Raw genomic sequence first — 20,234 nt, forward strand, 5'->3', positions numbered from 1 at the left:
GGGTGGTCCTGCAGCAGGATCTGCAGCGGGCGAAGCGGGACGTGCGCCGCCAGCAGCGGCGTCAGGGCCTGCAGGGTCCCTCGTCGGGGCTGGCCCGTGAGGAGTGGCCCAAAGCCGGTCCAGGTCCCTGGTCCGCCGACGTGCGCCACGGGCGACAGTGGCGCACCCAGGCCCGAGGTCATCGCCAGCGCCCCTTCGCAGACGCCGTAGATGCCTCCTGGGGAATCGCCGGCGAGATAGATCGTCTCTCCCGCCTTGAACGGCTGCCATTCACAGCGGTCCAGCAGCGCCAGTCGGAACTCCTGCGGCATGGCCGCCAACCAGCCGTGATCGGAAAGCCGCCGGCGCGCCTGCGCAGTGTTCATCGCGGAGTTCTGCCAGAGCCGGGTCCGTTTGTCCAGCATTGGACAGACTTCGCTGCCGGCAAGCCGGTAACTGTGGATCACACAGCAGGTGGAAGAGCGTTGTCGATCGGTGCGCCGCCCCGACCCTGTCGGACTTCGCCCGCCTGAACAGACCGAGGTACCCGAGATGATGAACAGCCTGAACCCCGTCCGTCGCGCACTGGCGATCGGCATGTCGCTGCTGGGCCTCGGCCTGGCCACCCTGCCGGCCTGCACCCAGGCACCCGTCGCCCAATTGCCTGTGTCCGAGATGCAGGCACTGGCCAGGGAGGCGTACATCTATGCGTACGCGCCCGTCTACATGGAGCGACAGCGGCGCAACATGGTGAGCGTCGATGCCGATCGCGGCGACGGCAGCGCGCCCGAGAACACCTTCGGCCACGTGCGTGCGCTCGGCAGTCCTGCGCTCACGACCATCGTCATGCCGAACAACGACACGCTGTACTCGAGCGCCTGGATCGACCTCTCGAAAGGGCCGTTCCTGCTCGAGATTCCCGCGATGGGAGAGCGTTACTTCACCTTCCAGATGATGGATGCGTTCTCCAACACCTTCGACTATGTCGGGACGCGCGCCACCGGTCCGCAGGGAGGACGATTCCTGCTGGCGGCACCCGGATGGGCCGGCACGACGCCGCAGGGGATCGACAAGGTGTTCGTGGCGCCGACCAGACGCATCTGGATTGCGGCACGCTTTGGCGTGCGCGGCGAGGGCGATCTGCCCGGCGCGCACGCGGCGCAGGATTCCATCCGCTTGACGGACATGAACGGCAAGTCCAGCCCGGGCGGCAATCCTCGCTTCAGTCCCCTCGCGCCGCCTGAAACCTGGTCGGCGACCGAGTTCTTCACGGTCTTCGGCGATCTCCTGAAGGACACGCCGATGCCGGCCGCGGCGCAGCCTCTGATCTCCCGCCTGTCGGCCATCGGGCTGAGCCCGACGACCGGCTACGCCCCGTCGTCGCTGTCCGACGAGACCCGCGCGGCGATCGAGGCCGGTGCCAAGGAAGGGTTCGCCGCCATCCAGGCGGCCAAGCTGGGCGAGAACGCCAATGGCTGGGATTTCAGCATGAAGAATGGTCGCTTCGGCGAGGACTATCTCGTGCGCTCAGCCATCGCGTTCCGCTCGCTGGCTGGCAACGCTCCCGAGGAGGCCATCTACTTCAATGCCGACAAGGATGCCTCGGGGCAGCCACTCGACGGCGCGAACGCCTACACCATGCGCTTCGAGAAGGGCCAACTGCCGCCCGTCAACGGCTTCTGGTCGCTGACGATGTACGACGGCAAGACCTTCTTCATGGTGGAGAACCCGAAGAAGCGCTACTCGATCGGCAGCCAGACGCCCGGTCTCCAGTTCGCGGCGGACGGATCGCTGACGCTGTACATCCAGCACGACACCCCCGGGCCGTCCAGGGAAGCGAACTGGCTGCCCGCGCCCGTCGGCGCCTTCGACGTTCATCTGCGCACCTACGTCCCGCAACCCGCCCTGCTCGACGGCACCTACAAGCTGCCACCAATCACACGGACGGAGAGCGCGGGCAAGTAGGCGAGCGAAGGCTCAGGACTCAGAATGCTGAGCCCTGAGCCTATGCGCGAAGCGCTTCCAGCGTGTCGGCGGTGACGTTGGCGGCGGCGCCGAAGTCGGTGACGAGGCGGCCACCCGCGATGGGGAGCACGTAGAACGCGAAGTCGCCGAGCGTGGTCATCAGCTCGGCCTCCGGGTACTTGAGCAGGTAGAGGTGGCGCAGGGCGTCGTGGGCCGGCGTGCCGCGTTCGGGGACGTGCACCGGGCCGCGCAGGGTGAGGCGCTTGACGCGCAGCGGGTCGACGTCGCCCACGACCGGTTCGTGCAGCAGCGCGTCGAACTGCGCGCCGTCGTGCAGGCCCTTCGAGTGCCGCGCCAGGCTCGAGGCGTGCACCACCAGCGCGCGGAAGTCGGGCGTGGCCACGAACGGCAGCAGCCCGATGACCGGCGCGTCCTCCACGATGAGCGCCAGCGAGACCACGCGGCTCTCGGTGATCAGCTGGCGGACGACGGCGAGTTGCTCTGGTGACATCGGCATGCGCACAGCGTACGCCCTGGCACCTGGTTTCCGAGCGCCCAGCCCGCAGCCCCTGCCACCTGGCTTCCGAGCTTCCAGCGCCCAGCCCCGGCCACCTGTTGTCCGAGCCCCGAGCCCCCATCCCCCAGCCCCTGCCACCTGGCTGCCGAGCTCCGAGCCCCCAGCTCCGAGCCCCTGGAATCGCTCCGGTGCTACAGTGCGCGCGATGATTTCCAGTCGCCCTCTGCTGCCCCTGCTCGTCCTTGCGGCGGGCTTCGCCATTCCGTCGACGGCCGCCGCGCAGGTGACCATCACCGCCAAGGCCGACGAGGTGACGGTCGCCATCGACGGCAAGCCGTTCACCGTGTTCCACACCGGCGGCCCGACGCTCAACCGCGTCTACCTGCATCCGCTGCGCGCGGCGACGGGCACGGTGGTGAACCGGTCGTTCCCCGCCGGCCAGGTGCCGGGCGAGACCACCGACCATCCGCACCACGCGGGCCTGTTCTACGGCCACGGCGACGTCAACGGCTTGAACTTCTGGGCGATCCAGAACGTCGCGACCCGGGCCGGCGAGCCTGCCGCCGACCCCTCGCGCCCGCTCCCGGGGTCTGCCGGACCCGCGCCCACCGACGCCACCCTGGGCCGCATCGTGCCGAAGGGCCCCGTGAAGGTGGCCAGCGGCAAGACGAGCGGGACGATCGACGTCGTGCTCTCCTGGAACAAGCCCGGCGGCGCGCCGCTGCTCACCGAGACGCGGCGCATGACCTTCCATGCGCACAAGACGCTGCGGATCGTCGACGTGGATCTCGACCTCGTCGCCATCGAGCGGGCGCACTTCCGCGACACGAAGGAAGGCATCTTCGCGCTGCGCATGGCCACCGCGCTCGAGGAGCCGCCGAAGACGCCGAAGGCCGGTGCGCCCACCCGGACGGGCCGGCTTCGGAACGCGCAGGGCGGGGAGGGCGAGGCCCAGGTGTGGGGCAAGCGGTCCGAGTGGGTCGACTACGCGGGCCGCATCGGCGACGAGCCGGTGGGCATCGTGTTGATGGACCACCCGTCGAACCCGCGCTACCCGACGTACTGGCACTCGCGCGGCTACGGGCTGCACGCCATCAACCCGTTCGGGCTGCACGACTTCCTGAACGACCCGAAGGCCGATGGATCGCTGGTGCTCGAGCCTGGCCAGCACGCGCGCTTCCGCTACCGCATGGTCATCCACCCCGGCCTGGCGCCGGAGCGAATCGCCGAGCTGTTCAAGGAGTGGGCGGCGACGAAGTAAGCGGGTACCGGGTACGGGGTACGGGGTACAGGCGACGGGCTACAGGCGGCAGGCGGCAGGCTGCCTGCGGGCGACGGGTCGCCTCTCGCCCCTGGCCTGTGGCCCGTTTCAGGGCACACCTCGGCCACCGCGGAGTGCGGAGGACGGGAGCATTGTGGGGAGTGCGTTGAGGCCTCGAGGCCTGAGGGCGGGTGGGACGCGCTGCGGGGGGCAGGCGGCGTCGCACACCTCTTGGCGGGCAGGCCCGAGTGGGGCGTGCCTGCGCCACTGGCGGACGGACCGGCGACATTTCGCGCCGGTGGACCGTCGCCTAGTGAAAAATCTGCATGTGGCTCGGGACGCGCGGCGTCTCGTCCATTTCGTCGATCCACACGGCGCCGCCCTGCTGGCGGGCGACGAGAAGACCGAGCGAGATCGCGGAGAATCGGTCGGAAAAACGCTGGTCGAGCACCGGCCTGTCGGCGTGGTCGACCACTACCCAGTGGTCGCCCTCGGCTCGAACCGCCACATCGGCGAAGTTCAGGGGTCGTGACATGTCAGGATCGACGAGCAGGAGGCGTGCCACGTTCCCGTCGGATGGAATGAAAGAGAGATAAGGACTACGGGTGTCGGCCGCTCGATGTCGCACGCCTGCGGCGGCCCGAACCCTACACAGGGTGCATAAGACTGAATCGGCAGCCGTCTGGTTCCCTTGCAATCGGGGCATGTCGCCACACTCTCCCTTCGTCCAGCTCGTGCCGCCGCCGTGACCCGATTTCCGACCCGCGTGTGGGCGACGATCACCCGCCACTCCCTGCTGTCGGCCGGGGACCGGGTGCTCGTGGCCGTGTCGGGCGGAGCCGACTCCGTGGCGTTGTTGCTGGTGCTGGCCGCGCTCGCGCCGCGGGCGGGGGCGCAGCTGGCCGGAGTGGTGCACGTCCACCACGGCCTGCGCGGGGCCGACGCAGACGCCGATGCCGCGTTCTGTGAGCAACTCGCGGCCAGCCTCGGCCTGCCCTTCGACCTCGTGCCCGTCGACGTCTCCGGGGAGGCGGCCCGTCGCCGCTGGTCCGTCGAGCGCACGGCCCACGTCCTGCGCCATGCAGCCTTCCGACGCGTGGCCCGCTCGCGGATGGCCACGCGTATCGCCCTCGGCCACACCCTCGACGACCAGGCGGAGACGGTGCTGCTGCGGTTCCTGCGCGGCGCGGGCACCCGCGGGATGTCGGGCATGTGGCCCACGCACGGCCTGCTGGTCCGCCCCCTGCTCGACGTGCGCCGCGACGAGGTCGAGCGGTTCGTCACCTCGAAGGGGCTCACGTGGAGAAACGACGACTCGAATCGCGACGCGACAGTCCCGCGCAACCGGGTGCGCCACGAGATCCTGCCCGTCCTGATGGCGATGGCCGGGGCGTCCCTGCCCGAACGGCTGGCGCGCCAGGCCGACGCGTGGCGCGACGATGAGCAATGGTTGGCGGCCTGCGCGGCGGTGGAACTGCCGTCGGTCCTGACGCCCGCGGCCGACGGGGGCTGGTCGATCGACCTGCCCCGCCTGGCCGACGTCCCGCCGATGCTCCAGCGGCGGGTGCGCATGGCGGCGCTCGAGCAGATGGTGGCGCACGGCCGAGTCACGTCCCGGTTGGTGGAGGGCCTCGCCCGTCTCGAGCGGATTCGCCAGGGCGAGTCCGGGCGGCTGGGCCCCTTGCAGGTGAGCCGGCAGGGCGCGCGCCTGCGGATCGTGCTCGCCCGCCCCGGCTATCCCCGCCCGTGGGCGCAGCCTGGCGGGGCGCCGGCCCTGCCCGAGCGCTACTGGACCGTGCCCGGCGAGGTGCGCGTCGATGAATTGGGGCTGTCGCTGGTGGCGTCGGTTCTCCGACGCTCCCACGGCCAGGCCATCGCCCTGTCGGACGCGCTCGGCACCTGGGAGGTGGCCCTCGATGCCGACGTGGTCGGCGCCCGGCTCCTCGTCCGCGGACGACGGCCGGGAGACCGGATGCGGCCGGTTGGCGTATCCGGTAGTCAGAAGATCCAGGACGTGATGGTCAACAGGAAGGTGCCCCGGCTCCAGCGCGACCGCGTGCCGGTGGTGACGACAGAGAGCGGTCGGATTGCGTGGGTGGTTGGCCTCGCAGTCGGCGAGGAATTTGCGGTCCAGCCACATACGACCGCCGTGCTACTCTTGCAAGCCACGCGGTCAGGAGGAAAGGCTTGAACTCGACGCTCAGGAGCCTGCTCTTCTGGATGGTGCTCGTCATCGTCGGGGTCTTGATCTGGAATTTTTCGACCACGTTCCAGGCCCGCGAAGAAGTCATCCCATTCAGCGAATTCGTACAGCAGCTCGACACGAACAAGATCGACAAGGTCACCATCACGGGCCAGGAAATCGTCGCGACCTACAAGTCCGGCGGTGAGCGGGTCCGCACGTATGCCCCGACCCAGTACGAGGGTCTCGGCAACAAGCTGGTGGCCAACAAGGTCGAGGTCATCGCCAAGGAAGAGACCGGCAGCCCGTGGGGGATGTTCCTCTACACGTGGGCCCCGATTCTCCTGATGATCGGCTTCTGGGTCTTCTTCATGCGGCAGATGCAGAGCGGGGGCAACAAGGCCCTGTCGTTCGGCAAGAGCCGCGCGAAGCTGTCCTCGGGCTCCCAGAAGAAGGTGACGTTCAAGGACGTCGCCGGCGTCGACGAGGCCAAGGAAGAGCTCCAGGAGATCATCGATTTCCTCAAGGAGCCGCAGAAGTTCCAGAAGCTCGGCGGGCGCATTCCGAAGGGCGTGCTGCTCATCGGCCAGCCCGGCACCGGCAAGACCCTGCTGGCGCGCGCGGTGGCTGGTGAAGCCAACGTGCCGTTCTTCTCGATCTCGGGTTCCGACTTCGTGGAGATGTTCGTGGGCGTCGGCGCCAGCCGCGTGCGCGACCTCTTCGAGCAGGGCAAGAAGAACGCGCCCTGCATCATCTTCATCGACGAGATCGACGCGGTCGGTCGTCACCGCGGCGCCGGTCTCGGCGGCGGGCACGACGAGCGCGAGCAGACGCTCAACCAGTTGCTGGTCGAGATGGACGGCTTCGAGAGCAACGAGGGCGTGATCCTCGTCGCGGCGACCAACCGCCCCGACGTGCTCGACCCCGCGCTACTCCGCCCGGGCCGCTTCGACCGCCGCGTGGTGGTCGACCTGCCCGACGTGCGCGGCCGCGAGCAGATCCTCGCGGTGCACACCAAGAAGATCCCGATGGGCGACGACGTGAAGCTGAACGTCATCGCCAGGGGCACGCCGCGCTTTGCCGGCGCCGACCTCGCCAACCTCGTCAACGAGTCGGCCCTCATCGCTGCCCGCCAGAACCGCAAGGTGGTCACGATGGACGACTTCGAGATGGCCAAGGACAAGGTCATCATGGGCGTGGAGCGCAAGTCGCGGATCATCAGCGACGAAGAGAAGCGCCACACCGCGTACCACGAGGCCGGCCACGCGCTGGTGGCGTTGCTGTTGCCCAACGCCGTGCCGCTGCACAAGGTGACGATCATCCCGCGCGGCATGGCCCTCGGGTTGACCTCGTTCCTGCCGCAGGGCGAGCAGGTGGACTTCTCGAAGGAAGAGGCCGACTCGCAGATCGCCGTGGCGATGGCGGGCCGCATCGCCGACGAGATCTTCTGCCACACCAAGACCGCCGGCGCGCGCAACGACATCGAGCAGGCCACGGGCCTCGCGCGCCGCATGGTGTGCGAGTGGGGCATGAGCGAACTCGGCCCGCTGAGCTTCGGCAAGAAGGAAGAGCAGATCTTCCTCGGTCGCGAGATCAACCAGCACCGCGACTACTCGGAGCACACCGCCATCCGCATCGACGAGGCCGTCCAGTCGATCGTGATGACCGGGTACGACGTGGCGCGCGCCATCATCGAGCAGCACAAGGAAGCGATGCAGCGCATCGCCGACGAGCTGCTCGTGCGCGAGGTGCTCGACGCCGATCAGGTGCGCGCCATCATCGCGGGGCAGTCGCTCGACGCGCCGGAGCCGGTGGCCACCACCCCGGGCACGCCGTCCGAGGTCTCCAGCGAGGAACGTCGTCCGCGGCCGTCCATCGTGCCGCCGATGCCGATCCCGAACAAGCCGCTCGCTCAGGAGTGAAAAGCACTCGTCATTTGAAATTCCAGATTTGAAATTCGAGTCAACTCGAACAAGGGCGTCACCTTCCGGGTGGCGCCTTTTGCTTTGTGAGAACGTCTAGCGGCGAAGGCGTGAGCCAAGCCCTCTAGAATTTCGAATGTCGAATTTCGAATTGCCATGACGCCCACCACCCGCAGACGCTACGTGCTTCCCCTGCCCGGCGGGCGCACGCTCGAACTCGGACGGCGGACGCTCGTGATGGGCATCCTCAACGTGACGCCCGACAGCTTCTCCGACGGCGGCCGCTTCGACGATGTGCCGAGGGCGGTGGACGCGGCGCTGGCGATGGTGGCGGCGGGTGCGGACATCATCGACGTCGGCGGTGAGTCGACACGGCCAGGCGCGCCTGCTGTCGACGAAGCCACCGAGCGGGCCCGTGTCGAGCCCGTGGTGAAGGCGCTGGCGGCGCAGGTGTCGGTGCCCGTGTCGGTGGACACCACCAAGGCAGGGGTCGCGCGCGCGGCGGTCGAGGCGGGCGCCTCGATGCTCAACGACATCAGCGGCCTCCGGCGCGACACCGCGCTGGCCCGCGTGGCCGCCGAGACCGGCGCAGCGCTCGTGTTGATGCACATGCGCGGGGTGCCGGCCGACATGTACCGCTACGCGCAGTACGACGATGTGGTGGCCGACGTGGCGGCCGAGCTGGCGTGGAGCGTGGCCCAGGCGGTGGAGGCGGGTGTGCCTCGCGAGTCGCTGGTCATCGACCCGGGCCTCGGGTTCGCCAAGCAGGCGGCGCAGAGCTGGGCGGTGCTCGGCGGCCTGACGCGGCCCTGCCTGCGCGACCTCGATCTCCCAATCCTGCTAGGGGCATCGCGCAAGTCGTTCCTGCAGGAGGCGATCGGGGAGCACGCGCCGGGCGAGCGCGACGCGGCCAGCCTGGCGGCGGCGACCGTGGCAGCCTTGTCGGGCGCCCACATCGTGCGGGTGCACGACGTGGGCGGCAGTGTGCAGGCGGTGCGCGTGGCAGATATGATCAGCGCCGTAGCAGAGACGGGCCCGCGCTGACGCGGGGCCTGCCGGCCCGCTCATGGACTTCCTCCTCTCGTGGCTCAGCCGCACGCCCCTGACCTGGTGGGACGTCATCGACGTCCTCGTGGTGGCGCTGATCATCTACGAGTCGCTGAAGCTGATCCGCGGCACGCGCGCCATGCAGATGGCGTTCGGATCGGCGCTGCTGGTGGCGCTGTACTTCTTCTCGCTCGCCGCGCCGCTGCAGACGGTGAACTGGCTGATCCGCAACATGATCGGCTACGTCGTGTTCGCGGCCATCGTGCTGTTCCAGAACGACATCCGCCGCGCGCTGGCGCACTTCGGCCGGACCCCGTTCGTGCGGGCCTTCTCGCGCGCCGAGACCGACGAGGAGACGATCGAGGAGGTCGTGACCGCGGCGACGCAGATGGCTGATCGCCGCACGGGTGCGCTCATCGTGATCGAGCGGCAGATCGGGCTGCGCAACTACATCGAGAGCGGCATCCCGCTCGATGCGATGGTCACGCACGACCTGCTCGTGACGATCTTCCAGACCAGCGGCCCGCTGCACGACGGCGCGGTGATCATCCAGGAGAACAAGGTCGCAGCGGCCTCGTGCTTCCTGCCGCTCACGGTCAACCCGACCGTGGGGTCCGACCTCGGGACACGGCATCGCGCGGCCATCGGCCTGACCGAGGAGAACGACGCGGTGGCGGTGGTGGTGTCTGAGGAGACCGGCCGCATCTCGGTGGCCACCGAGGGCCACATCTCGCGCGGGTTCACCCCGGACACGCTCCGGTCGCGGCTCACCCAGCTCGTGCTCAACCGCAAGGCGGGGCGCCGGCAGTTCCCGCGCCCCTGACGCCATGGCCCTGCACCCGTTCGCGAACCTGCCGCTGAAGGTCGTGTCGCTCGTCGTGGCCGTCGTGCTCTGGCTCGCCGTGGCGGGGCAGAGCGTGGTCGAGCGCAACATCCAGGTGCCGCTCGAGTTCCAGAACGTGCCGCCGGGGCTCCAGATCGTGGGCGACCCGCCGGGCGCCGTGGACGTGCGGCTGCGCGGCTCGTCGGGCAACCTCGCGCGCGTGGTGCAGGGCGACGTCGTGGCCGCGCTGGACCTGGCCGGCGCGCGCCAGGGGACACGGATCTTCAACATGCAGGCCGGCGAGGTGCGGGTGCCCTTCGGCGTCGAGGTGGTGCAGGTGACCCCGCCGACCGTCTCGCTCGACTTCGAACGCGCGGGTCAGAAGGTGCTCCCGGTGTCGCCGGTGGTGGAGGGCGATCCGGAGGCGGGTTTCGTGGTCGGCCAGATCACGGCGTCGCCGTCGACGGTGCAGGTGATCGGCCCGCTCCGCAAGCTCGACGCGATGAGCTCGGCAGCGACCGAACCGGTGAGCGTCGAGGGGGCCCGCAAGACCGTGCAGGACAAGGTGACCGTTGGCGTCGAGGACCCGTCCGTGCGCCTGCGCGAGCCCATCGTCGCCACCGTGACGGTGGAGATCGTGCCTGCGCCCACCCTCGAGACGCTGGCTGGCGTGACCGTGCGCGCGTCCAACGTCGGCAACGGGCTCGCGGCGCGGATCACGCCGGGCACCGTGGCCGTGGTGGTGCGTGGCACCCGTGAGCGCATCGCCGGGATTGGAGCGGGTGACCTTCAGGCCGATGTCGATCTGGCGGGCCTGACGCGCGGTCGTCATCAACTGCCCGTGCGCGTGCCGAGCCGCGAAGGTGTGGCGATCGAGCGCGTGACGCCCGAAAAAGTCACGGTCGTGATCAAGTGACGTGAAACCCTTGGGGCTTGGGGCTTGGCGCTTGGTCCCTGAGCCTTGAGCCCTGAGCCTGCTTTTCTGAGCCTCGAGCCCTGAGCCTTGAGCCCTTTATGAAACTGTTCGGAACCGACGGCGTACGCGGGGTGGCAGGTGAGTGGCCCCTCGACGAGACCACCATCCTGCGACTTGGCGCGGCGCTCGTCCGCGTGTTGCCTCACCAGGGGCCGGCGCGCCTGCTGACGGGGCGCGACACCCGCGAATCCGGCTTCTGGATCGAGCGGACGCTGGCGCGCGGCATCCGGGCCATGGGTGGCGACCTGCTGTCGGCCGGCGTGGTGCCGACCCCGGCCGTGGCCGTCATCACCCGCGCCCAGGACTTCGACGCGGGCCTCGTGATCTCGGCCTCGCACAACCCCTACCAGGACAACGGCATCAAGGTCTTCTCGGGCCACGGGCAGAAGTTCGACGAGTCGCTCGAGCGCGAGATCGAGGCGCTGGTGGCCGACCCGCACTTCGTGGTCTCGCCCGATGCCTCGGCCGACATCGAGTACCACGAGGTGGTCGAGCCCTACATGCGTCACTGCGAGCAGGCGCTGCCGCTCTCGGGGGCGCTGTCGAACCTCCGCATTGCCATCGACTGCGCCAACGGCGCGACGACGACGGTGGCGCCGCGGTTGTTCCGGGACATGGGCCTCGACGTGCAGGTGATCGGCAACGACCCCGACGGCCGCAACATCAACCTGCACTGCGGGTCGACGCACCTCGAGGCGCTGCAGACGTACGTGCGCGAGCACCGGCTCGCGGTGGGCATCGCGTTCGATGGCGACGGCGATCGCTGCCTGATGATCGACGACCAGGGGCAGGTGGTCGATGGCGACGCGATCATGCTGATCCTCGCGCTCCACCTGCAGCGCACCGGCGGCCTGACGAAGGACACCCTGGTCGCGACGGTGATGAGCAACCTCGGTCTCGAGCGGGCCCTGGAGCGCCACGGGATCCGGTTGCTGCGCACGGCCGTGGGCGACAAATACGTGATGGAGGAGATCCGCGAGCACGGCTACGCGCTCGGCGGCGAGCAGTCGGGGCACGTCATCGTCGCCGAGCACCTGTTCACCGGCGACGGCATCGTCACCGCGCTCAGCGTGCTGCGCGTGATGGCCGAGACCGGGCGGTCCCTGCGCGACCTCGCGTCCGAACTGGTCACGTATCCGCAGGTGCTGGTGAACGTGCGGGTCGGGCGCCGCGTTCCCGTGGCCGAGGTGCCGGCGATTGCAGCGGCCATCGACGCCGTGGAGCGTCGCCTCGGCAAGGAAGGGCGGCTGCTGGTGCGCTACTCGGGCACCGAGCCCTTGCTGCGGATCATGCTCGAGGGCCGCGATCAGGCCGAGATCGAGGCCTGGGCGCACGACATCGCCAATGCCGCCAAGGGCGCGCTGGGCGCAGGATAGATAATTCGAAATTGGACATGTGAAATTCTCGCGGCGCCGGCCTTCGGCCTGGCGCCTCGGGCTATCTCGAGCGAGCGAAGGCCGAAGGCCGAGCCGCCGGGAATTTCGAATGTGCAATTTCAAATTGCCGAAGCACGATGGCCAAACTCTCCGTCAACGTCAACAAGGTCGCCACGATTCGCAACAGCCGTGGCGGCGCGATTCCCTCCGTGACCGATGCCGCGCGCGTGTGCGTCGAGGCTGGTGCGCCGGGCATCACGGTGCATCCGCGCGCCGACGCGCGGCACATCACGTTCCAGGACGTGCACGACCTGAAGGACCTGCTCGAGCCGTGGAAGAACGTCGAGTTCAACATCGAGGGTGACCCCCGCCCAGACCTGCTGAACCTCGTGGAGACCGTGCGGCCGCACCAGTGCACGCTCGTGCCGGTGCGTCCTGGCGAGATCACGAGCGAGGCGGGCTGGTCGCCGGAGACCGACGAGAAGGATCTGCGCGACGTGATCGCCCGCCTGCGTGGCTTCGGCATCCGCGTGTCGCTGTTCATCGACCCCACCGAAGCGGCGGTCCGCTTTGCCCAGCGGGTCGGGGCCGACCGTGTGGAGCTCTACACCGAGCCGTACGCGCGGGGCTTCAACACCAAGGGCCTGTCCCTCGGCGACGCGCTGGCTCCGTATGCGCGGGCGGCAGGCCTGGCCGACGAACTGGGGCTCGGGGTGAACGCCGGGCACGACCTCGACCTCGAGAACCTGCCGGACTTCGTCGGGGCGATGCCCCGGCTCGACGAGGTGTCGATCGGCCACGCCCTCCTCAGCTACGCCCTGTACGTCGGCCTGCGCCAGGCGGTGCTCGAGTACCGGGAGGCCGCAGGAGATATCATCTGAGGGATGGTGGCAATGCTGCGATGCCGCGATGCCGTAATGTCGAAGGCACGAGGCACAAGGCAGAAGGCCAAAGGAAAAAGGCACTAAGGTGCAGGGGAAGAGGGTCCAAGCCCCCAGCGCCAAGCCCCAAGTTCCCTAGTTCATGAAACCAGAATCGATCATCGTCGGAATCGCGGGGGCCCTGTTCGGGCTGCTGTGCGGATGGATGCTTGGCGCGCAACAGGCGGGCAGCGGCACGCCGGGCGGGCCGGCGGCGCCTGCGGCTCAGGTGGCCCCGGCCTCGGCGGGCGCCCAGGGCGCGCAGGCCAGCACGGCGCCGGCGCTCGACCTCGCCCGGGTCCAGTCGCTGGAGAAACAGGCGGCCGACCAGCCCAACGACGCCGACGTCCGGACGCAGCTCGGCAACCTCTACTTCGATTCGGAGAAGTACACCGAGGCGGCCAAGTGGTACGAGGCCTCCCTGAAGCTCTCGCCGGCCAACCCGGACGTCAGCACCGACCTGGCGGTGAGCTACTACTACTCGAACCAGGTCGATCAGGCGCTGGCGCAGTTCCAGAAGTCGCTGGACATCAACGCCAAGCACACCAAGACCTGGCTCAACCTCGGGATCGTGCGGGCCTTCGGCAAGCAGGACCTCGTTGGCGCCGGCCAGGCCTGGGAGAAGGTGATGGAACTGGCCCCGGCCGATTCGCCCGAGGCGCGCGCCGCCAAGCAGGCGCTCGACGGCCTGAAGTCGGCCCACCCCGAGACCGGCTCGGCGGCTCCCGCGACGGCTGCTCCCAAGCAGGGAGCCTGATCCGGTGCTCGGCTGGCTGCTCCGGCTGCTGCTCCTGTTCCTGCTCGTCAGGGCGGTGATGCTCGTGGTCGGCGGCCTGTTCCGGGGCCTGATCGAGTCGGCTCGCGTGCCGGCCGACGCCCGCCAGCCCGGGGGCGCCGCTGCGGGCGGTCCCGTGGCGCGCTCGCAGGGCACGCTCGTGCAGGATCCGGTCTGCGGCACCTACGTGCTGCAGGAACGAGCCCTCACCGCACGAGGCGCCGGCGGGACCATCGCCTACTTCTGTTCAGAGCGCTGCCGTTCCGCCTATGATGCGCAGGCGGCTCGGCCGCACTGACCCCGGCGGCCCTCCGTACCCCGTACCCGGCTCCCGATACCCGCTCCCCGATACCCGATACCCGTCGCCCCATGCTGCCCCGCGAAGAAGAACTCCGCGCCCTGATCTGTGAAGTGGGCCGGCGTGTCTACGCCCGGGGCTACGTGGCGTCCAACGACGGCAACATCAGCTGCCGCCTCGACGACCGCCACCTGCTCGCCACGCCCAAGAGCGTGTCCAAGGGCTTCATGACCCCGGACATGATGGTCGTGACCGACATGCAGGGGAACAAGGTCGCCGGCCACCGGGATGCCTCGACCGAGCTGAAGATGCACCTGGCCGTGTACGAGATGCGGCCCGACGTCACGGCCGTCGTCCATGCGCACCCGCCGCTCTCCACGGGGTTTGCCGTGGCCGGCATCCCCCTGAACAAGTCGTCGCTCGCCGAGATCATCTTCTCGCTGGGCAGCGTCCCCATCGCCGAGTACGCCACGCCGTCCACGCAGGAACTGCCCGACGCGGTGAAGAAGTACATCACCGCGCACGACGGGCTCCTGCTGGCCAACCATGGCGCGCTCACCTGCGGGCAGGATCTCCTGAACGCGTACTACAAGATGGAGACGATGGAGCACTTCGCGCAGATCACGCTGGTGGCGCGACAGCTCGGGCGCGAGAACCTGATCTCCCGCGAGGAAGTGGACCGGCTGCAGGGCCTGCGCGACTTCTACGGGATCAAGTCGCCGGCGCCCATCTGCACCGACCCGAGCCAGGCCGGCGCCGACGGCGCCACGTGCCAGTTCGTGGACGCGCCCGCCTCGGACGGGCCGCGCATCGTGCCGTCGCCGGTCGTGCCGCCGGGTGGGGGCCTGCCGGGTGGCGGGCCGGGCGTCGGGGGCGGGGAAATTCGGCTAACATACCGCGAGCTTGCGGCCCTCATCGCCGACGCGGTACGCCAGGTGACGCGCGACGCGTAGTTGCGGGGCGCCTCGTGGGCCCCGACCGCCGGAGGCATCCGGCGCCGGGCGAGGATCAAGTCCAGGACCGCGCGGGATGGCCGCGCAAGCCGGCGCGACGCGCCAGGGAATCGAACTATGGGTGAAGCACTCGGGATGATCGAGACCAAGGGCCTCGTGGCAATGATCGAGGCCGCCGACGCGATGGTGAAGGCCGCCAAGGTCAACCTCGTCGGCTGGGAGAAGATTGGCGCCGGTTACGTCACGGCGATCGTGCGTGGCGACGTCGCGGCCGTGAAGGCTGCCACCGACGCCGGCGCTGCGGCGGCCCGCCGCGTCGGCGAGCTCGTGTCGGTGCACGTGATTCCGCGCCCGCACAGCAACCTCGAGGACGTGCTGCCCATCGGCAAGGCCTCCACGAAATGATCCTCGGCAGGGTCGTCGGCACCGTGGTGGCGACCCGCAAGGACGAACGGCTCCTGAGCGCCAAGCTCATGATCGTGCGTCCCGTGTCGCCCGAGGGGCAGCTCGAAGGCACGCCCCTCGTGGCCGTGGACACCGTGGACGCCGGCACCGGCGAGACCGTGCTGGTCGTCTCCGGCAGCTCGGCGCGCATGGCCGACGGCCTGTCGCAGTCGCCCGTCGATGCGGCCATCGTCGGCATCGTCGACACCGTGTCGATGGCCTGATCGCGCACTCCCGCCCATGCACCTCGCCCGAGTCGTCGGCACCGTCGTCTGCTCGCACAAGGACGCGAAGCTGTCCGGCGTGAAGCTGTTGCTGGTGCAGCCCGTGGCCCGCGACGGATCCGACGTCGGCCGGCCGCTCGTCGCCACCGACGCCGCGGGCGCCGGCGTGGGCGAGCGCGTGTTCTTCGTGCGGGGCAGCGAGGCTGCCTACCCGTTCCATCCCGTCAGCGTTCCCACCGATGCCAGCATCGTCGGGATTGTCGACTCCACCGACGTGGTCGCCTGACATGCAGGTGGGCACCGTGGTCGGCACCGTCGTCTCGACGCAGAAGCACGCAAAGCTGCACGGCGCCAAGCTGCTGCTCGTGCAGCCGGAGCTGCCCGACGGCACCGCGAAGGGCACGCCCGTGCTCGCGGTGGACAGCGTCGGCGCCGGCGTGGGCGAGCGGGTGCTGCTGGTGATCGAGGGCAAGGCCGCCGGCGATGCCCTCGGCCGCAAGGGCGCCCCTGTCGATGCCGCGATCGTCGGCATCGTCGACCAACTCGAGACCAACGGAGCGTGGTCGTGAACGAAGCACAGGTCCGCGCCCTCGTCCGCGAGGCCCTCGCGAGGCATCTCGGTGAAGGTCGGGTTGGGACACCCGGCCCTGCCGTGGCCGCATCCTCGTCCTGCGCCACGTCCGTGGCCGCGTGGAAGACGCACCTCTCGCACGGGCGCTTCATCGCGCTCGCGCCGACCGACCCCGACGCGCCATGCGTCGTCGAGCCGCAGGTGACGTGTCATCACTGCGGGTTCTGCCAGTCCTACGGTCACTGACCGCTTCACAGCCATCGCCATGTCCACGCCTTCGCGCCCGCGCGTCTTCGTGTCGCGTCGCCTGTTCCCCGAAACCCTCGACCTGATCGCGCAGCACGCCGAGATGGACGTGTTCGACGGCAGTGGCAGCCCGACGCCCGAGGAACTCCTGGCGCGCACGCGGGGCTGCGCCGGTCTCGTGGCGCAGGGCACCGACAAGGTCGATGCGGCCTTCCTCGACCAGTTGCCCGACCTGCGCGTGGTGTGCAACGTCGCCGTCGGCTACAACAACATCGACGTCGCCGCGGCGCGTGTGCGCAAGGTCGTCGTGACCAACACGCCCGACGTGCTGAACGAGGCGTGTGCGGCGCTCACGTGGGGGCTCATCCTCGGCGTGACCCGTCGCCTCGGCGAGGGCGAGCGCATCCTGCGCGCAGGGCAGTGGAAGGGATTCCAGCTCGACTTCCTCCTCGGCATGGACCTGGTGGGGAAGACGCTGGGCGTCATCGGCATGGGCCGCATCGGCCAGGCGGTGGCGGCCAAGGCCGCGGCCTTCGGCATGCGCACGATCTACATGCGCTCGCCCCGAAGGCCAGACGAGGTCATCACGGGCCCGGACGGCACGCCGTACGAGGGCACGACGCTCGAGGAAGTGCTGCGGCGCTCCGACGTCGTCACGCTGCACTGCCCGCTTTCGCCCGAGACGCATCACCTGATCAACCGCCACTCGATTCGGCTGATGAAGCCGTCGGCGTACCTGGTGAACATGGCGCGCGGCCCGGTGGTCGAGGAGGCGTCGGTGGTGTCGGCGCTCGACAACGGCTGGATCGCGGGCGCGGCGCTCGACGTCTATGAACTCGAGCCGGTGGTGCACCCCGGGCTGCTCAAGTTCGACAACGCGTTCCTGATCCCGCACCTGGGCAGCGCCACGCGCGAGACGCGCACCGCGATGTGCAACCTCGCCGCGCGCAACCTGGTCGAGGTGCTCGAGGGACGGCCGCCGGTGACGCCCATTCCGGGCAGCTACGTTCCCTGATGCAGGCAATTGCAGGATTTCAGGATTTCAGAATTGCCTTGCCTGCCGTCCCTGAAATTCTGAACGTCTGCAATTCTGAAATGTCCCGATGCCTGTCCGCCCACAGTCAGTGCCGACGCTGAGAGCTCCGCTGCCGGTCGCGCCGACGCTCACGAAGCTCGGGCGCGCGATCAGGTCGCTCGAACTCCCGGCCATCGAGAAGATCGCCGAGGAACTGATGGGCGATGCCTTCCAGGTGCTGATCTCGACGATGCTGTCGGCGCAGACCAAGGACCCGGTCACGCTCGCGGCGTCGCTGCGGTTGTTCAAGGTGGCGCCGGATCCGGCCTCGCTGGCGCGCCTCACCACCGCCCGCATCGAGAAGCTGATCTACCCGGTGAGCTTCTACCGCAACAAGGCCGTCCACCTGAAGGAGACTGCCCGCATCCTGGTGAAGGACTTCGGCGGCCAGGTGCCGACGACGATGGAGGCGTTGCTGACGCTGCCGGGGGTGGGGCGCAAGACCGCCAATCTCACGCTCATCGTCGCCTGCCGCAGCGCCGACAACATCTGCGTCGACACGCACGTGCACCGGATCGCCAACCGTTTCGGCTGGGTGCGGACGCGCACGCCGGAGCAGACCGAACGCGCCCTGTACGAGGTGGCCCCGCGCAAGTGGTGGGCCACCATCAACCTTCACCTCGTCACCTGGGGTCAGCACGTGTGCAAGCCGATATACCCTCAGTGTGGACGTTGCCTGCTCAACGACACGTGCCCCAAGATCGGGGTCGTGCGGGAAGGACGCATCGCATGACCCACCCACGTCGAACGTTTTTGTCAATCGGCTCCGCCGCAGTCTCCATCGCGGCCCTTCCAGAATGGGCGCTGGCCATGGTCCAGAGCGTGACACGCGGCAGCCGCATCGTGCGGCAAGCCGTGCCAGAGAACCTCGAGAGTGACTTCGGTGCGCTGGACGAGTTCCTGACGCCGACGGCGCAGCACTACGTGCGCAGCCATTTCGCCGTGCCGACCGTCGACGCTGCCGCGTGGCGCCTCGAGGTGCGTGGTGCCGTGGGGCAGCCGCTCTCGCTCTCGCTCGACCAGTTGCGGGCGCTGCCGAAGACGTCGCGCGTGGTCACGATGGAGTGCGCCGGCAACGGGCGGCAGTTCCTCACGCCCGCCGTGCCGGGCGTGCAGTGGGAGCGGGGCGCCGTGAGCACCGCCGAGTGGACGGGCGTTCGCCTGGCCGACCTGCTGGCCAAGGCCGGCGTGTCGACCGAGGCGACGCGGGTGGCGTTCGAGGGGCACGACAAGGGCGAGGTGAAGAACACCCCGCTCCCCTCGGGGCCCATCACGTTCCATCGCAGCATGACCCTCGCCGAGGCCAGGACCCGCGACGTGCTCGTCGCGTACGCGATCAACGGCGAGCCCCTGCCGGCCGCCCATGGCGCGCCGGCACGCCTGATCGTCCCCGGCTGCTACGGGATGGCGTCGGTCAAGTGGCTGTCGTCGATCGAGGCGGTCACGGGCGAGTTCGACGGTTACTGGGAGACCACCGACTACGCGTACTGGGATCGGTCGACCGGCAGGCCGCTGCGCCGTCCGCTGATGGGCATGCAGGTGAAGTCGCTCATCGCCAGGCCCTCGGCCCGTGGACAGGTCGCGCGCGGCACGGTCGTCGACATCGGCGGCGCCGCGTGGAGCGATGGCGCCGTCACGCGCGTCGAGGTGAGCACCGACGGCGGCGCCACGTGGCGCGATGCCGAGTTCATCGACCCACAGGGCGCCTCCACCTGGCGGCGCTGGCGACTGCGCTGGCAGGTGCCTGCCACGGCCGGCGAGGTGGTGCTGATGTCGCGCGCCACCGACGCGCAGGGCCGCACGCAGCCGATGACGCGCAACCCCGACTGGGGCACGTACGTCATCCACCATGTCGTCCCCACCACAGTGACGATCGTGTAGAAGAGTAGAAGAGCAGAAGAGCAGAAGGCAGGGCGGGAAGGTGGAAGGCCTTGAAGTCTTCAAGGCTTCGAAGGCTTGGGTCCTTTGTCCTTCCCGGTTTGCCTTCTTTCCTTCTGCTCTTCTACTCTTCTGTCCTTGTCCGAACACAGCGCTGTCGTTTCCTGGGATCGATACACCGCCGAGTTCACCGACGGGCGGTACAGCCGCGCGCATCGCTGGACGTTCGACGGGGGCGCCACGGTGCCCGCGTCGTCCTCGCCGCATGTCGTGCCGATCCCGATGTCCGATCCACTGGGCGTCGACCCCGAGGAGGCGTTCGTCGCGTCGCTCTCGAGCTGTCACATGCTGTGGTTCCTCTCGATTGCGGCGGGGCGGGGCTTCATCGTCGATCGCTACGAGGACCACGCCGTAGGCACCATGGGCACCGACCAGGCCGGCCGCCTGGCCATGACGCGCGTGGTGCTGCACCCCGTCGTGGACTTCGTCGGCGAGCTCCTGCCGACCGATGTGGACATCCGCGCCATGCACGAGGCGGCGCACGCGTCGTGCTTCATCGCCAACTCGGTGCGCTGCCCCGTCGTGGTCGAGGGCCGGTGAGCAGCGCGATGGATCTCGCGGCGACGTTCGGCCACATCGACATCTACCTGTTCGATCAGCTGCTGCGCGGGCGGATCGCCCCAGGGATGCGGGTGCTCGATGCCGGCTGTGGCGCCGGACGCAACCTCGTGTACCTGCTGCGCGAGGGCTTCGATGTGCACGCCGTGGACGAGGACCCGCAGGCGGTCACGTACGTGCGCGG

25 protein-coding genes are annotated in these 20,234 nt (G+C 69.3%); 22 read left to right on the forward strand and 3 right to left on the reverse strand.

The window, feature by feature from the left end:
• The coding region (locus ACIRDX_RS12095) for a cyclic nucleotide-binding domain-containing protein (protein ID WP_396625684.1) at positions 1 to 365 on the reverse strand (365 nt) is incomplete at its 3' end.
• A 169-nt stretch (positions 366 to 534) separates the two neighbouring features.
• Between ACIRDX_RS12095 and ACIRDX_RS12100 the strand changes: the two genes are divergently transcribed.
• Positions 535 to 1,944 (forward strand): DUF1254 domain-containing protein, encoded by a 1,410-nt coding sequence (locus tag ACIRDX_RS12100; RefSeq protein WP_396625685.1) that lies wholly within the window; start codon positions 535 to 537, stop codon positions 1,942 to 1,944.
• Positions 1,945 to 1,984: 40 nt separating this feature from the next.
• Here ACIRDX_RS12100 and ACIRDX_RS12105 read toward each other — a convergent pair whose 3' ends face one another.
• Positions 1,985 to 2,461 carry a hypothetical protein gene (locus tag ACIRDX_RS12105; RefSeq protein ID WP_396625686.1) on the reverse strand — a complete coding sequence of 159 codons (477 nt, stop codon included), beginning with the start codon at positions 2,459 to 2,461 and terminating at the stop codon, positions 1,985 to 1,987.
• A gap of 205 nt (positions 2,462 to 2,666) precedes the next feature.
• Here ACIRDX_RS12105 and ACIRDX_RS12110 point away from each other — a divergent pair, with 205 nt between their 5' ends.
• On the forward strand, positions 2,667 to 3,722 hold the full coding sequence (locus ACIRDX_RS12110; protein ID WP_396625687.1) for a PmoA family protein: 1,056 nt from the start codon (positions 2,667 to 2,669) through the stop codon (positions 3,720 to 3,722).
• A 310-nt stretch (positions 3,723 to 4,032) separates the two neighbouring features.
• Here ACIRDX_RS12110 and ACIRDX_RS12115 read toward each other — a convergent pair whose 3' ends face one another.
• Positions 4,033 to 4,287: a hypothetical protein gene (locus ACIRDX_RS12115; RefSeq protein WP_396625688.1), complete on the reverse strand. Its 255-nt coding sequence runs from the start codon at positions 4,285 to 4,287 to the stop codon at positions 4,033 to 4,035.
• 180 nt (positions 4,288 to 4,467) lie between these two features.
• Here ACIRDX_RS12115 and tilS point away from each other — a divergent pair, with 180 nt between their 5' ends.
• From tilS to ACIRDX_RS12215, 20 genes are all read left to right on the forward strand, one after another.
• Complete coding sequence (gene tilS / locus ACIRDX_RS12120) at positions 4,468 to 5,913, forward strand: tRNA lysidine(34) synthetase TilS (protein ID WP_396625689.1); 1,446 nt, start codon at positions 4,468 to 4,470, stop codon at positions 5,911 to 5,913.
• A complete protein-coding gene (ftsH, locus tag ACIRDX_RS12125) occupies positions 5,910 to 7,826 on the forward strand; it encodes an ATP-dependent zinc metalloprotease FtsH (protein ID WP_396625690.1) in 1,917 nt (638 codons plus the stop codon). The genes tilS and ftsH overlap by 4 nt, the downstream gene beginning before the upstream one ends.
• 156 nt (positions 7,827 to 7,982) lie before the next feature.
• The gene (gene folP, locus ACIRDX_RS12130) at positions 7,983 to 8,870 is read left to right on the forward strand and encodes a dihydropteroate synthase (RefSeq protein ID WP_396625691.1); all 888 of its coding nucleotides are present in this window, start codon (positions 7,983 to 7,985) and stop codon (positions 8,868 to 8,870) included.
• Between the two features lie 22 nt (positions 8,871 to 8,892).
• Positions 8,893 to 9,696, forward strand: a complete 804-nt coding sequence (gene cdaA, locus ACIRDX_RS12135; protein WP_396625692.1) for a diadenylate cyclase CdaA — start codon at positions 8,893 to 8,895, stop codon at positions 9,694 to 9,696.
• 4 nt (positions 9,697 to 9,700) lie between these two features.
• Complete coding sequence (locus tag ACIRDX_RS12140) at positions 9,701 to 10,612, forward strand: YbbR-like domain-containing protein (RefSeq protein ID WP_396625693.1); 912 nt, start codon at positions 9,701 to 9,703, stop codon at positions 10,610 to 10,612.
• Between the two features lie 98 nt (positions 10,613 to 10,710).
• Entirely contained in the window at positions 10,711 to 12,048 is a 1,338-nt protein-coding gene (gene glmM, locus ACIRDX_RS12145; protein ID WP_396625694.1) for a phosphoglucosamine mutase, read from the forward strand.
• Positions 12,049 to 12,185: 137 nt separating this feature from the next.
• Positions 12,186 to 12,929 carry a pyridoxine 5'-phosphate synthase gene (locus tag ACIRDX_RS12150; RefSeq protein WP_396625695.1) on the forward strand — a complete coding sequence of 248 codons (744 nt, stop codon included), beginning with the start codon at positions 12,186 to 12,188 and terminating at the stop codon, positions 12,927 to 12,929.
• Positions 12,930 to 13,071: 142 nt separating this feature from the next.
• Positions 13,072 to 13,725, forward strand: a complete 654-nt coding sequence (locus ACIRDX_RS12155; protein WP_396625696.1) for a tetratricopeptide repeat protein — start codon at positions 13,072 to 13,074, stop codon at positions 13,723 to 13,725.
• A 4-nt stretch (positions 13,726 to 13,729) separates the two neighbouring features.
• A complete protein-coding gene (locus tag ACIRDX_RS12160; RefSeq protein WP_396625697.1) occupies positions 13,730 to 14,041 on the forward strand; it encodes a hypothetical protein in 312 nt (103 codons plus the stop codon).
• A 71-nt stretch (positions 14,042 to 14,112) separates the two neighbouring features.
• On the forward strand, positions 14,113 to 14,994 hold the full coding sequence (locus ACIRDX_RS12165; protein ID WP_396625698.1) for a class II aldolase/adducin family protein: 882 nt from the start codon (positions 14,113 to 14,115) through the stop codon (positions 14,992 to 14,994).
• Between the two features lie 117 nt (positions 14,995 to 15,111).
• Complete coding sequence (gene eutM, locus ACIRDX_RS12170) at positions 15,112 to 15,399, forward strand: ethanolamine utilization microcompartment protein EutM (RefSeq protein WP_396625699.1); 288 nt, start codon at positions 15,112 to 15,114, stop codon at positions 15,397 to 15,399.
• On the forward strand, positions 15,396 to 15,662 hold the full coding sequence (locus ACIRDX_RS12175; protein WP_396625700.1) for a EutN/CcmL family microcompartment protein: 267 nt from the start codon (positions 15,396 to 15,398) through the stop codon (positions 15,660 to 15,662). The genes eutM and ACIRDX_RS12175 overlap by 4 nt, the downstream gene beginning before the upstream one ends.
• 16 nt (positions 15,663 to 15,678) lie before the next feature.
• Complete coding sequence (locus tag ACIRDX_RS12180; protein ID WP_396625701.1) at positions 15,679 to 15,948, forward strand: EutN/CcmL family microcompartment protein; 270 nt, start codon at positions 15,679 to 15,681, stop codon at positions 15,946 to 15,948.
• A gap of 1 nt (position 15,949) precedes the next feature.
• Complete coding sequence (locus ACIRDX_RS12185) at positions 15,950 to 16,231, forward strand: EutN/CcmL family microcompartment protein (protein WP_396625702.1); 282 nt, start codon at positions 15,950 to 15,952, stop codon at positions 16,229 to 16,231.
• Entirely contained in the window at positions 16,228 to 16,479 is a 252-nt protein-coding gene (locus ACIRDX_RS12190) for a hypothetical protein (protein ID WP_396625703.1), read from the forward strand. Before ACIRDX_RS12185 ends, ACIRDX_RS12190 begins: the two co-directional genes overlap by 4 nt.
• Before the next feature lie 19 nt (positions 16,480 to 16,498).
• Complete coding sequence (locus tag ACIRDX_RS12195) at positions 16,499 to 17,494, forward strand: 2-hydroxyacid dehydrogenase (protein WP_396625704.1); 996 nt, start codon at positions 16,499 to 16,501, stop codon at positions 17,492 to 17,494.
• 88 nt (positions 17,495 to 17,582) lie between these two features.
• Entirely contained in the window at positions 17,583 to 18,287 is a 705-nt protein-coding gene (nth, locus tag ACIRDX_RS12200) for an endonuclease III domain-containing protein (RefSeq protein WP_396625705.1), read from the forward strand.
• A gap of 77 nt (positions 18,288 to 18,364) precedes the next feature.
• Entirely contained in the window at positions 18,365 to 19,435 is a 1,071-nt protein-coding gene (locus ACIRDX_RS12205) for a sulfite oxidase (RefSeq protein WP_396625706.1), read from the forward strand.
• A 135-nt stretch (positions 19,436 to 19,570) separates the two neighbouring features.
• Positions 19,571 to 20,032: an OsmC family protein gene (locus ACIRDX_RS12210; protein WP_396625707.1), complete on the forward strand. Its 462-nt coding sequence runs from the start codon at positions 19,571 to 19,573 to the stop codon at positions 20,030 to 20,032.
• An 8-nt stretch (positions 20,033 to 20,040) separates the two neighbouring features.
• Positions 20,041 to 20,234: class I SAM-dependent methyltransferase (locus ACIRDX_RS12215; RefSeq protein ID WP_396625708.1), on the forward strand; the 194-nt coding region annotated here is incomplete at its 3' end.

It is taken from the genome of Luteitalea sp. (assembly GCF_044337415.1).
Taxonomy (GTDB): domain Bacteria; phylum Acidobacteriota; class Vicinamibacteria; order Vicinamibacterales; family Vicinamibacteraceae; genus Luteitalea.

Coding starts and splice junctions, on each gene's coding strand:
- ACIRDX_RS12185 (WP_396625702.1), top strand. CDS start 15,950: ATGCAGGTGGGCACCGTGGTCGGCACCGTCGTCTCGACGCAGAAGCAC.
- ACIRDX_RS12155 (WP_396625696.1), top strand. CDS start 13,072: ATGAAACCAGAATCGATCATCGTCGGAATCGCGGGGGCCCTGTTCGGG.
- ACIRDX_RS12140 (WP_396625693.1), top strand. CDS start 9,701: ATGGCCCTGCACCCGTTCGCGAACCTGCCGCTGAAGGTCGTGTCGCTC.
- ACIRDX_RS12110 (WP_396625687.1), top strand. CDS start 2,667: ATGATTTCCAGTCGCCCTCTGCTGCCCCTGCTCGTCCTTGCGGCGGGC.
- glmM (WP_396625694.1), top strand. CDS start 10,711: ATGAAACTGTTCGGAACCGACGGCGTACGCGGGGTGGCAGGTGAGTGG.
- ACIRDX_RS12100 (WP_396625685.1), top strand. CDS start 535: ATGAACAGCCTGAACCCCGTCCGTCGCGCACTGGCGATCGGCATGTCG.
- ACIRDX_RS12180 (WP_396625701.1), top strand. CDS start 15,679: ATGCACCTCGCCCGAGTCGTCGGCACCGTCGTCTGCTCGCACAAGGAC.
- ACIRDX_RS12205 (WP_396625706.1), top strand. CDS start 18,365: ATGGTCCAGAGCGTGACACGCGGCAGCCGCATCGTGCGGCAAGCCGTG.
- ACIRDX_RS12150 (WP_396625695.1), top strand. CDS start 12,186: ATGGCCAAACTCTCCGTCAACGTCAACAAGGTCGCCACGATTCGCAAC.
- folP (WP_396625691.1), top strand. CDS start 7,983: ATGACGCCCACCACCCGCAGACGCTACGTGCTTCCCCTGCCCGGCGGG.
- eutM (WP_396625699.1), top strand. CDS start 15,112: ATGGGTGAAGCACTCGGGATGATCGAGACCAAGGGCCTCGTGGCAATG.
- cdaA (WP_396625692.1), top strand. CDS start 8,893: ATGGACTTCCTCCTCTCGTGGCTCAGCCGCACGCCCCTGACCTGGTGG.
- ACIRDX_RS12195 (WP_396625704.1), top strand. CDS start 16,499: ATGTCCACGCCTTCGCGCCCGCGCGTCTTCGTGTCGCGTCGCCTGTTC.
- ACIRDX_RS12165 (WP_396625698.1), top strand. CDS start 14,113: ATGCTGCCCCGCGAAGAAGAACTCCGCGCCCTGATCTGTGAAGTGGGC.
- nth (WP_396625705.1), top strand. CDS start 17,583: ATGCCTGTCCGCCCACAGTCAGTGCCGACGCTGAGAGCTCCGCTGCCG.
- ACIRDX_RS12105 (WP_396625686.1), bottom strand. CDS start 2,461: ATGCCGATGTCACCAGAGCAACTCGCCGTCGTCCGCCAGCTGATCACC.
- ACIRDX_RS12175 (WP_396625700.1), top strand. CDS start 15,396: ATGATCCTCGGCAGGGTCGTCGGCACCGTGGTGGCGACCCGCAAGGAC.